Annotated in this window: 13 protein-coding genes; 9 read left to right on the forward strand and 4 right to left on the reverse strand. The window is 44.2% G+C overall.

Going from position 1 to position 12,012, the window contains the following annotated elements; all coding sequences use genetic code 11:
- From ENI34_07195 to ENI34_07215, 5 genes are all read left to right on the forward strand, one after another.
- On the forward strand, positions 1 to 455 hold a 455-nt coding region (locus ENI34_07195), incomplete at its 5' end, for a hypothetical protein (GenBank protein ID HEC78911.1).
- Positions 448 to 1,278: a dihydroorotate dehydrogenase gene (locus tag ENI34_07200; protein ID HEC78912.1), complete on the forward strand. Its 831-nt coding sequence runs from the start codon at positions 448 to 450 to the stop codon at positions 1,276 to 1,278. The genes ENI34_07195 and ENI34_07200, both read left to right, overlap by 8 nt.
- A gap of 12 nt (positions 1,279 to 1,290) precedes the next feature.
- Complete coding sequence (locus ENI34_07205) at positions 1,291 to 2,058, forward strand: orotidine-5'-phosphate decarboxylase (GenBank protein HEC78913.1); 768 nt, start codon at positions 1,291 to 1,293, stop codon at positions 2,056 to 2,058.
- Positions 2,036 to 2,584 (forward strand): orotate phosphoribosyltransferase, encoded by a 549-nt coding sequence (locus tag ENI34_07210; GenBank protein ID HEC78914.1) that lies wholly within the window; start codon positions 2,036 to 2,038, stop codon positions 2,582 to 2,584. Before ENI34_07205 ends, ENI34_07210 begins: the two co-directional genes overlap by 23 nt.
- Positions 2,585 to 3,637 (forward strand): MFS transporter, encoded by a 1,053-nt coding sequence (locus tag ENI34_07215; protein ID HEC78915.1) that lies wholly within the window; start codon positions 2,585 to 2,587, stop codon positions 3,635 to 3,637.
- On the opposite strand, the gene ENI34_07220 is transcribed toward ENI34_07215, so the two are convergent.
- Genes ENI34_07220 through ENI34_07235 form a run of 4 tightly spaced genes read right to left on the reverse strand, consistent with a single transcriptional unit; the run spans position 3,600 to position 7,821 of the window.
- A complete protein-coding gene (locus tag ENI34_07220) occupies positions 3,600 to 4,109 on the reverse strand; it encodes a small multi-drug export (protein ID HEC78916.1) in 510 nt (169 codons plus the stop codon). The two genes, ENI34_07215 and ENI34_07220, sit on opposite strands and share 38 nt — an antisense overlap.
- Before the next feature lie 26 nt (positions 4,110 to 4,135).
- A complete protein-coding gene (locus tag ENI34_07225; protein HEC78917.1) occupies positions 4,136 to 6,070 on the reverse strand; it encodes a VWA domain-containing protein in 1,935 nt (644 codons plus the stop codon).
- A complete protein-coding gene (locus ENI34_07230; GenBank protein ID HEC78918.1) occupies positions 6,051 to 6,974 on the reverse strand; it encodes a hypothetical protein in 924 nt (307 codons plus the stop codon). Before ENI34_07230 ends, ENI34_07225 begins: the two co-directional genes overlap by 20 nt.
- 22 nt (positions 6,975 to 6,996) lie before the next feature.
- The gene (locus tag ENI34_07235; protein HEC78919.1) at positions 6,997 to 7,821 is read right to left on the reverse strand and encodes a DUF2520 domain-containing protein; all 825 of its coding nucleotides are present in this window, start codon (positions 7,819 to 7,821) and stop codon (positions 6,997 to 6,999) included.
- A 799-nt stretch (positions 7,822 to 8,620) separates the two neighbouring features.
- Here ENI34_07235 and ENI34_07240 point away from each other — a divergent pair.
- From ENI34_07240 to ENI34_07255, 4 genes are all read left to right on the forward strand, one after another.
- Positions 8,621 to 9,175: a hypothetical protein gene (locus ENI34_07240; GenBank protein HEC78920.1), complete on the forward strand. Its 555-nt coding sequence runs from the start codon at positions 8,621 to 8,623 to the stop codon at positions 9,173 to 9,175.
- Between the two features lies 1 nt (position 9,176).
- Positions 9,177 to 10,505, forward strand: a complete 1,329-nt coding sequence (locus ENI34_07245; protein HEC78921.1) for a hypothetical protein — start codon at positions 9,177 to 9,179, stop codon at positions 10,503 to 10,505.
- The gene (locus ENI34_07250; protein ID HEC78922.1) at positions 10,502 to 11,734 is read left to right on the forward strand and encodes a hypothetical protein; all 1,233 of its coding nucleotides are present in this window, start codon (positions 10,502 to 10,504) and stop codon (positions 11,732 to 11,734) included. Before ENI34_07245 ends, ENI34_07250 begins: the two co-directional genes overlap by 4 nt.
- 63 nt (positions 11,735 to 11,797) lie before the next feature.
- The coding region (locus ENI34_07255) for a hypothetical protein (GenBank protein HEC78923.1) at positions 11,798 to 12,012 on the forward strand (215 nt) is incomplete at its 3' end.

The raw sequence follows: 12,012 nt of genomic DNA on the forward strand, positions 1-12,012 counted from the left end.
ATCGGGGGAAGAGTTTGATCGTTGCAGGAGGTATCGGCGTCGCCCCGCTTTATTACCTCGCCCAGCATCTTAAGAAAAAGAAGATTGATTTTACGTTTATCTACGGCGTAAAAAGCGATTCGGATTTCATCTTGAAGAAAGAGATAAAAAAGATGAGTTCCGCCTCGATCTTTGTTTCTGAAAAAGGCGGTGGAAAGAGAATGACCGCCCTTGATGTATTGAAGAATATCGAGATTAATGATTACAAAGTGGTCTACGCCTGCGGACCAAAGGCGATGTTGATCGAACTCCAGAAATCAAAATTGCCTTTACCCGTTTATGCCTTTTGTGAAGATATCTTCGGATGCGGCTGTGGTCTGTGTCTCGGCTGTGCGATAAGATACCGGGGAAAGTACAGAAGGGTTTGTGAAGACGGCCCTGTTTTCGAGTTGAAGGATATCGAGTTCAATGATTGAGATTTTCGGTTTGAAATTCAAAAACCGGGTTTTTACGGCGTCAGGGGTTTTCGGTTTCGGTTTGAAATACAAAAGCGTTGCCGACAAAGTCGGTGCGGTCTTCACCAAAGGGATTACACTCGAACCAAAAGAAGGTAATCCGCCGTCGAGAATCCAGGAAACCGCCTGTGGCCTTATCAACTGTGTGGGATTGGAAAACCCGGGGGTGGATCTTTTCTGCCAAAAGATTCTGCCTCAGTTAAAGAGATTGAAGACGAAGATATTTGTGAATGTCGCCGGTTTCCGCAAAGAAGAATTCGGAGCCATCATAGAGAAGATCGGTGCACGGGTGGACGGTTTTGAGCTGAATATATCCTGTCCCAATGTGGCAGAAGGAGGAGCCGCTTTTGGTCAGGATCCTGAGATCGCTGCATCGATTGTTGCTTTCGTGAGAAAAAAGACCACCCTGCCGCTGATTGTAAAATTGACGCCTAATTTTTGTGATCCGCTGAAGATCGCCGAAGCCTGTGTTGAAGCCGGGGCAGACGGAATTTCGTTGATCAACACACTTTACGCCATGGCGTTCGATGTTGAAACTAAGAGACCACGTATTGTCGGCGGACTTTCCGGTCCGGCTGTAAAGCCGTTTGCGCTTTACTGTGTAAATCGCATCAGGGATATCGGGGTTCCGATTATCGGAATGGGCGGAATCATGACGGGCAGGGATGCTTATGAATTTCTGCTTGCCGGCGCCTCTGCAGTAGCCGTCGGCTCAGCGATGCTTCGCGATCCATACGCACCCCTGCGTATAATTAAAGAATTGAAGAAGCTGACAGCGGAGTAATAAAGAGTAAGAATGCCGGAGGGGATGAAAGGAGGTTTGATGCCCGCAGAGCACTTGATAGTTTCCCTTGATCTGACCGATTTTGAAAAGATTAAAGAGATTGTAGTTCAATTAAAAGGAGCCGTAAATTTTTATAAGGTGGGTGCGGTGCCCTTTACTTACTTTGGATTGGAGCTCATTGATTTTCTTAAAGAACAGAACTGCAGGATAATGCTGGATTTAAAGTATCACGACATCCCCAATACCGTCGCCCGTGCCTGTGAAGGAGCGGCGGAAAGAGGAGCGGACTTCATTACCATTCATACAAGCGGCGGATTCTCCATGCTCGAAGAAGCAGTAAAGGCAACCCTGATGATTTCCGAACTCAAGAAGATCAATCGGCCGAAGTTATTGGGGATTACAGTGCTGACAAGTATCGACGAGGCATACTTCAAAGACCTGTTCGGCGATTTAAAGAGAACCCTCACTGAACAGGTGGTTTTTCTCGCCCAGCTGGCACGGAGTGCGGGGCTGGACGGCGTTGTCGCGTCACCGAAAGAGATCGAGCCGATTCGTAAAGAATGCGGTGAAGATCTCTTGATCGTTACACCCGGGATCAGGCCTGAATTCCAGACCGTAAAAGCCGACGACCAGGCGCGTGTGACGACTCCGCGTCAGGCAATACAGAGAGGAGCTGATTATATCGTTATCGGCAGACCGATCGTCAAAGCGGCTGATCCCAGAGAGGCGGTGGAAAAGATTATCAAGGAGATTGGAGATGGAGATAGAAAAACTGCTTAAAGAATTAAAGGTCTTGCAGGAAGGACATTTTGTCTTGAATTCAGGATTACACAGCGGGTTCTATTTTGAAAAATTCCGTATCCTCGAGAACCCCGATGCAACGACGAAGCTGTGCAGAATGATCGTCGAGAAATATAAAGATAGTGAAATCGAGTGGGTTATCGGTCCGACGACCGGCGGCATCATTATAGCATTCGAAGTCGCCCGACAATTAACCACGTATGCGGGATTTGCCGAAGAGCGGGACGGTAAAAGGCGTGTTGGACGGGGCTTTGACATAAGAGACAAAAATATTTTGATTGTCGATGATGTGATGACAACGGGAAAGTCCATTATAGAAACGATCGATGCCGTAAAAGAAAAACAGGCGAAGATAAAAGGGATCGCCGTGTTGATCGACCGCAGTATTGAGAAACTACCGTTTGATTATTTCGCGATATATAAAAAGTCGGTGATAAACTACAAACCTGAAGAATGCCCGTTATGTAAAAAAAATATACCCGTTACCAAGCCAGGAGGTTTATAAATACCCGCGCTCCTCAATTTTTTCTTTCTCGCTTCCTGGACCTTACCCATTATATTTATACCATTAATCGCCCGTCAATATACCGATAATCTTTTTCTCATCTCCCTGATTCTCACCCTTTATAATGCGGTCGTGCTGTTCTCTTCAACGATCTTCGGACGGCTCGGCGACACCGTGGGTAGAAAAAAGGTCGTGATTCTCGGATTTTTGATTTCAGGGGTGGTTTTATTCGCACATAACTTCATCGGTGATATTTCGTCTTTGTATGTGCTGCGGGGACTGGCGGGTATCGGTTCAGGAATGATTCCCGGTCCCCTTGCGGCGTTGGTCGGAAGCGGCTCGGTGGGGATTTTTACGGCGTCGGGTTCTTTCGGATTTATGGTGGCGAGCATCCTGGCAGGGGTCTTGAAGAAAGACTTCATAATCTTTACGACCGCGGCATTCCTCTGCTTTATCGGATTGTTCCTTTCATTTTTCATCAAAGAGCAGAAAAAGAGATTATCTGTTCCACTGTTCCCCTATGAAATCATCAAAAAGAATATCGATGTCTATCTTCCCTATTTAATCAGACACAGCGCCGCTTCGGCGATCTGGGCGGTGTTTCCGATATATCTTACCACTCTCGGTGTGGATAAATTCAGAATCGGAATTCTTTATGCGGTCAATCCCCTTATGCAGGTGACCTTTATGCTTCTGCCCGCCCGATTAAAGAGTTCGCGTTTGATCACCACAGGACTCGTTTCTTCTTCCCTGACTTTCCTGGGATATGCAGTGGCACCGCACTGGGGTTATCTGATTGGATTACAGGCGCTCCTCGGTTTTTCCTGGGCAAATCTTTATCTCGGTTCAATGAAGCACCTTTTAAAGCACAATGCCGAACAATCGACGGCTACAGGAGTTTTGAATTCAATCTTCGGCCTTTCCGGAATCATCGGTCCCCTCCTCGGCGGACTCGTCACTTTTTTCGGTTTAAGGGTGCTGCTGTACTTCTCTTCTTTTCTTGCGCTTTGCGCCTTTATAATTTCCAGAATCCTAAAAGGGCGAGCAGGATGAGCGCCGCTCCGGCAATCACGGCTCCCACCCAACCGAGCAGGCAGAGTGTGGTTACGATGATTCCGGCGATCAGGACTCCTGTGGCGATTACCAGAAACGATTTTTTGAATTCAAGGCCAAAGAGAAAGGCGATGAGGGCACCTGTCCAGGCACCGGTTCCAGGAAGGGGAATCGCCACGAATGCAAGCAAGCCGAGTTCTTCGTATTTTTCAATGACGCGATTGCTTTTACGTCGTGTTCTTTCAAAGAGCCATTTAAAAAATTTTTGAAACGGTCTTATCTTCGACAAAAGTTTAACCGCCGGATCGAGCAGCCAGAGGATAAAAGGTACTGGAATCAAGTTGCCGACAAAAGAGATTATCAGTGCTTTGAACCACGGTATGTGAAAGATCGCGATCGCCATGGGCAGGGCGCCCCGCAATTCAATGATCGGCAACATCGAGGTCAAAAATACAGCCAGTTCCGGTGAGATACCACGTGCCACTAAATCCTGCGGTGTCATATTATACCCCGCCTTCTGCGTAGAAACCAATCAGCCGTCAGCAGAATAAAGATCAGGAAATAACTCAGGGGGGTGTTGAAATTGAAACTCTTTTCCTGATAAGATTTTTGCACAACCGGCATGCTGAATCTTTCCAGGCTGTCAAAAGGTGAATATCTTCCACCGGTCGTCAACGCCAGTGTCTTTAAAAATTCTTTATTAAGGCTGTGTTCGCTTTCGAGATCACCTTGCTTTATCTTGAGTATCAGTTCATTGCTCGTCAGAATTTCGTCTCCAAGATTACCTGAGGCGGTGAGTTTGTAAGTTCCTTTCTGCGGCGCCGGGAAAGATGCTTTGTATATCCCGGGACGGGTTTCAAAGAAGGGTATCTTTTTATCGAAAAGATCGACATAAAATTCACCACCGCCGCAGGGCTTGAAGTTGCGATCGTAGCTCTGCAGGGATAATTCGATGGTTTCTCCGATGGAATAATTTTTACGGAGTGAGCTGAGTATGAGTCGTCGATTGCGGCCGGCGGTCGATATGAATCTGATGATATCACCGAGCAGCGGAGTTAATAAGTCTTTCTGCTTCAATCCCGTCTGAAGAAAATGCCAGGAACCGATCTCGACACCGTTTATCTGAAAGATAATACCCTGGCCCTGGCGCAGGTATCCGATGATCGGGATACGACCGGCTTCCGCGAGAATCACGCTTTCCTTTTTTGTGCCGATAACCCGGTTGATATATGAAAACGGCGGGTAATCATCTCCGGGGATGAGGCACGAAAAGGGTTCTTTTATTACAATCTTCTCCTGAATTTTGATCGGAAAGCCGGTTGTACTGATCGGCAAAAGGTTGCGCAGAAAAGGATTGCGTCCTTCAGTGAGCCCTATATGCAGGAGGCCGAGTCCCCGTTTTACCTCTTCGCCAAGATTCTGCCAGGGAAGGCTGTCGCTGTTTACATTGTCCAGAATGAGAACATCGAATTTGTCCAGAGGCGGTAAGGCTCCTTGCTCTTTATAGTCGTTTAAGTTGATGTACTTCTGCGGTGCCACTTTTACCAGAGGAATCAGGTTGGTGTATGGGTCAGCGGAAAGCGCCCTGAAGATGAACCTGGTGTTGAAAGAAAGGTGTTCTGTATAGTAAAGCACATCTATTTTCCCCTTCAATATTTGAATGGAAAAAGAAAGGTTGTTGTTTTTATATGTTTCCTCACCTGCCTGGGGAAGTAAATCGATTGAGAAGAAGAGTGTTTCCGGATACGGGGTATAGATTTTGAAATCCACTTCATTTTTTGTCGGTTCTTCAGTCAGGGGAAAAGAACGGTTGATCTTTATTTTTTTGTTTTTTGAACGTAATTTGATCTTTCCTCTGCCATTCTTGAAGCCCTGTGACTGGACAATGACTTTGACATTGAATGAATCTCCAGCAAAGCCGTACTCAGGATACAAAAGGTCGACGATCGCAAGATCTTTGCCCGGTGTTCCTCCGATGCCGAAGCAATAAACAGGAGTTGAGCTTTTGCCGATTTTGTTCCAGTCCGGTCGATGGTAATTATGATTTCCGTCGGAGACCAGTATTATGAAAGGTGCTTCTTTTGAAACTTTAAGTACGGCTCCGGTGATATCCGTGTAAGAACCCGACGGGATACTCTCCGCAGGAATCGATGTATAGAGGGTTTCACTGAAGAAAAGCACTCTATGCGGAAAATCGATTTTTTTGATCTCTTGTAAAATCAAAGGGAAGTTATCCGACATACTCGCCGAGCAATCGACAAGCAGCAGAGGTTTTTGGGTTTTCGTCGGTATCTTGAATGAAAGGGAGGCACCCGAAATTAAAAGATAGAATATAACAATCGCAATAATACGTAACGGCGCAAGATGTATATTCCTGTAGTATAAAAGGGCGGTAAGCCCGATGGCGATGATACTAATTAATAATATTATCAAGGTTCTTTTTTTTATGTTCCAGGTTTATGATGTTCGTGGTATCCACTCGAATACGAGCACTTCCTGAATATTCACCGCTGATGACTTCAACTTCATAAGCACCGGTGTCCCGAACACTGAATGAGAATCCACCGTCTTTGACAAAGGTGATTCCCGCAATATGGGGTTTTTTGAGCAGTGCGTAACCGTTTTTGACAATGGTGTCGTTCAGATGAACTTCCGCCTTCAACTGGAAAGGTGGAGGGATTGAATCCGGCGTGACGCTGGTGATGAACGGAAGCGGCGTATTGCCGCTGATATCACGGACTCCGTTTTTGATAAAAAGATAATAAGTCGTATCATAATGGAGTGATTCAGACGGTGCTTCAGGAGTAAATCGACATACCCTGAGATTCAACCACACCGGTGTCAGATTCTTTTTCGGGATGATGTAGTACTCGAGAAAAGAAGTATCCATTGCTTCAGAAAAAGCTATTTTGAAATCGTGTTGGTTATGTCCTTTGGAATAATCGACGATCCGCGGTGCAATGGTGTCGGGTGTTGTAGAGCCGATAAATGACGCGGAGAAAGTTCCTTTGTTCTGGGCGGTGTCGAATGCCCAGCCGGTGACATCATATTCTGTTTTAATCTGCGGTTCGGTTACGGCAACGAGTTCGGACGCCGAGAGTGACGGGTAAATGGTGATGATTCCGAGAGTCTCTTCTTTGCTGGTGATGGTGAACCAATCCGGCGTCAGGCCGAGGGTATCGATATCTTCTGAGAAGACAAATTGTACCTGTCGATTGTTCAAAGACTGAATCTTTTGGAGCTTCGGTTTTACACGATCCTTGAACAGGGGCGGAGCCTTATGTGCACAGGAAAGAATAACGAGGGTTGTCAGTATTGCAAAACCGCTTTTGTTCATAGGCAATTTTACGCTTCTTGTTTTAAAAGTCAAGTTCAGACATCTGTTTTCGTTCATTCGGAGTCAGGATATTGTGGATAATAAGAGCGGACAATGCTTTGTAAACCCGCAGTAATTTTTTTTCTTTTTTGAGCGCCCTCAGGTGTTTTTTTATCACTTTGACATCACCCCGTGCCAGGGGGCCGCTCAGGCCGTTCCTTAATCCTTTTTTCTTTACATTATGGAGGGTCTCTTCGATAATCGAAAAGATTATATCATTAAGATCCTTTTTGTTCCAGCCCGCCTGCCGGGCGAGGTCGCAAGCCGCTGCAATAAGTGCGACGAGAAGGTTTGAAGAAAAGACTCCAGCCAGATGATGTTTTGATTTTTTACGTCGGTCTATTTTTCTGAAAACAAAAGATTTGCTGTTGAAGATCTTTCTTGCCGCGGCTACGGCTTTTTTGTCTCCTTCAACAAAGATAAAGAATTTTTTCTCCGGCGGCGGAAGAGTGATTTCTGGAAATGAGCTGAATGGATGCACTGAAGCCCGGGAGATGTTCTTTTCTTTTTTAAAGATAGAAGAGGATAATATACCGCTGAAATGAAAGACAACTTTTTTGCCTTTGAAAAACGGCCTTGCTTTATTGTAGGCGGTTTTGATCTGATCGTCGGGCGTGGCGAAGAAAAGCGCTTCGCTCTCTGTGCAGAGTTCGGTAAAACAGGGATTCTGTTTGAACCCCAGCAATTTCACGGCGCGGTTCTGATTCTTTCGCAATTTATCGTAGACTCCTATGATACGGTTGTTTTTTTTAAGGAGATAAAATATGGTGGTTCCGACTTTTCCGCAGCCGATGAGTCCGATCTTCATATCCTATTATAACCTTAATGATAATCACGTCAAGATGATCCAAGGGCGAAGAATTTCAATGACTAAATCTTTTTATCCAGTAGCAAGTATCCAGCATTGCTCTCTTCCATGCACGAAGTGCATCCCTTCCAGCACCGCTATCTTCCCTTTCCCTGCTTCTCCGTCTCTCCGTTTCTCCCTTTCCCTACCTAACGCTCCAAGCGATCTCAACGATCTAAACGATCCCAACGCTCTAAACGCTCTATTCCTTTCCAAATCCGAAATCCGAATTCCGAAATGCCTTTATTCACCCTGTCACCGTTTCTCCCTTTCACCCGCTCCCCGTTTCACCCATTCTCCCCTGTCATTCTGAAGGAGTCTGCCCGAGGCAGACGACTGAAGAATCTCTCTCCAAACGCTCTAAACATCCTGTTTCTTTCCGAAATTCGAATTCCGAAATGCCTTTATTCTCCGTTTCCCCCGCTCTCCCTTTCCCCTCTTCTCCTCCCCCTTGATGGGGGAGGATTAAGGTGGGGGTGATCTTTCATCCAGCACCGCTCCCTCCGCCCTCCGCCCTTAGCCCTTTCCCCTCCGCCGCAGGCGGACAAAGAATCTCCCGATGAAAGTCCTGGCATTGACAAATGATAAAATTTTATCATAATTTATCATTGGATAGGGGTTGTTATGAAAGAGATAATGCGCAATGATAATGATGCAGAAAGTAATCTTTTGAGAGAAATATCAGCTTTTTTGCGGTTGAAGATATTATTCCCGCACCACATTCATTCAGGGTTAAATTTATTGATGATAAGGGGGTAGGATGGAGAAGATAATCGGCCATATTTTATTTATGCTATTTATCTTTTTGTCATTCTTTAATTGCGATCATAAAGTTTCGGATAAAATGGTTATCAAATTCCGTCAAGTAGAAGACCACTACTGGAACACCAAACAGAGAGCAGATTCAGCTGGTATTCCATTTCCTGACTCCGTCGATGCTGACTCAATAGAAGTAGCGAGGTTTAAGGACGGTTTTTACTGGGTCAAGGTCTATGCTTATGATATCAGTGACAATGCCGATTCTGAGTCGGTGTTGGTCCATATCGACAACTTTGCCCCCAGGGTCAAGCAGACCTATCCATCTGATTGGTTTGCCTTTGTGTCGAATAAACAGAAGACAATATGGTTCAAGTTCTCTGAACCGATGGATATAGTGAAAATTCCAAATAACAAATACCAGATTTCAAATGAATTTTTAAATTCTAAAATTTTAATCATTTGTATAAAAATTGATGATTTTTTTGAAGAGGATATAAAGGAATTAAATGTTGATTTTTATCAGCGTTTTAATATAACCAACCAAATGGAGGTTTGAGATGAAACAAGTATTCTTGGCAATAATCATTGCCCTGATGACGGTTGGGCTTTATGGACAGGAGCCGGGTGCGGTTCAAAACGAGCCCAAAGTCAGGCTCAAGGTCGTCTATGAGAAGACCTTTGATGAGGAGATCCTGGATGTAATCTTCGACACTGCGACGGTAAGTATTGAAGAGGCAGAGCAGATGGGCTGGAAAGAGGAGGCGTTTACAGAAGAGGAAAAGGCAAAGGGGAAGGTTCTGGTTTCTTATCCCAAGGTGGTGTTGATATCTGATGCCAGCAAAATGAGCTATGATGTTTCAGAATACCCGAGATGTAGAAGAGAACTTAGATTTTATAGGAAGAATGGTGAATTGATAAAGAAGGAATTGATCCAACCACGGAGAGAACGAGTGATATATTCTGAAAATATGAGATATATTCTCAGATCATGGGTATTCGATGAAGATGAAGCTGAAAAAGAAGGCGGAGTTTTATACAAATCGAATGGCGAGGTTGTATGGGAAAAGAATAAGAATGAACTTATTGCAGTTTCAAGGGAAGGGTATGTTATTGCCACAGATGCTGTTTTTGGTCCAGAATCAGCATCGTGGTATATATTTTATGACCCATTAGGACAGGAAATAATAAGATTAGAAAATCCTTTTAAAGATAAAGCAGAAGGATACAATGCAGTAAAGTTTTCATCAAGCGGCAATTACGTTGTCTTAGGATCTTCGGATTTTAGAAAGACAGCTGTAATTCTTACAACAAAAAAAGGAAAAATTTTATGGCAAAGAGAATTTAGCTGGGTATCGTGGGTGCCTAATGCAGCAGATATAGCGGACAATTTAGGAATAATTGGCACATTTGGGATAAAAGATGTTCATGCTTTTTTTCTGAACTGGCAAGGAGAGTTGCAATGGAAAGTGCGTTTAGGAATAGCGGGGAATTACGACATTAAATGGTCAGAAGATCAGAAGAAAGCATTTGTGATATCAACCAGGGGATATTTGTGGTGCATTGATGTAAATGATGGAAATTTTCTTTGGTTCCACAAAGAAAAATGGGCTACTGATCCATCCTTTCGAGAGAAAAGATTATCTTGGGAGATTCCACAATTCAGTGAATTGAACGTTATTAATGATTTTGTATATATTATAGGAAAAAAAGGACGAAATTGGCACAGCTCAACTTTATTTATCTTTGATAGCGAAACTGGTAATCTGCTAAGGAAAATAGAATATCCTCAGGAAAAGATAACTTTTGTAAAGATTGATAAAGAAATAGGTCTAATTAATATCACAAAGCGCAAAATTTCAATTCTTAAGGTGGAGGTGCTGAAATGATGGTAATGTTACTTGTGTTGCTGTCTACTTATCCCTGGCCAATAAGGCCGTTTGGTAGTGCCCATCAGGTTAGTGCTACTCTTGGGGATGCACGGGGTAGCGTCACCACTCCAAGATTTCATAGGGGAATAGATATCCCGGCTACCAATGGAACAGATGTATTTTCAATAACTTCAATTGACTCAGCCATTGTCCCTGTTGGGGAAGATTATGTAAGAGTTGGAGGTTACGTTTATATGCATTTAACCAATAGAATCAACAATGGGGATTCTGTTACAGGAATCCTTGATACCACCACTACTTCTCCAACCCAAATTGGTGATGTGATGGATTACGGTACGCCGGGACCAGATGGTGACCATCTCCATTTTCAGGTGGGTCCTGCTGGTGGTCCCTATGAAAATCCCCTTTCTCATAATGGTGGACCGGTGGGCTATGATGATACCGGCAATCCCACCATCTCAATCGATTTCTGGCGTCAGGAGTCTGAGGGTGATACTGCCCAGCAGTTGGTTGGTGTTCTTGATGGCAAGGTTGACATCCGGGCCTGTTGTCAGGATACCCAGACCTCAGGCGGGGTGAACAATACTTCAGGGATCTACCAGTTAGTATATCTCATCTCTGATACCCTGGGCAATGTGCTCCATTCTGATACCACCATCACCTTCCCCCAGGTCCAGCCACCCAATAATGGTGCGCCGGTCCTCTTAGTCTATGACCGTCATAATTACCGAACCGCAAGTCCTTTCTACTACTGGGCAACAAATCGGATTGTAAACAATCAAGTAGAAGACCGCTACTGGAATACAAAACAGAGGGCAGATTCAGCTGGTATTCCATTTCCTGATTCAGTAGATGCTGACTCAATAGAAGTAGCGAGGTTTAAGGACGGTTTTTACTGGGTCAAGGTCTATGCTTATGATATCAGTGACAATGCCGATTCCGAGTCGGTGTTGGTCCATATCGACAACTTTGCCCCCAGGGTCAAGCAGACCTATTCATCTGATTGGTTTGCCTTTGTGCCAACCAAACAACATAAAATCTGGTGTTGTTTCTCTGAAGCGATGGATACAACAACTTTGACCGCAGAGAATATTAAAATCCAGAGTTTAAAATCAGATAGTTTTAACTACATAATAACTAATATTAATTATATTCAAGCAGATACCTTGGATACTTTTACGCTTTATTTAGAGGTTGATTCTTTTAGATATTTGAACTGTTGTTAACCATGAAAATTTTCTTGATTTAGTAAGATATATGCATAAAATAATAGCAAAAGAGAGGTAACTATGAAGAATGTGTTAATATCAACAATCATCGCCTTAACGGCAATCAGCAGTGGGCTTTATGCTCAGGAGCAGGGAACAGTTCAAGGAGAGATAGAAATAAACTTAGAATTAGTGTGGGAAAAGAAATTTGAAGAAGGCATAGTCGACGTGGCACTTTATGAAGAGAATCTCATGCCGAAGGTTATTATAACTGGGAACGATCCTAGATGGGGATG

The sequence above is a fragment of the candidate division WOR-3 bacterium genome (assembly GCA_011052815.1).
Lineage (GTDB): Bacteria > Hydrothermota > Tepidihabitantia > SM23-42 > SM23-42 > DRIG01.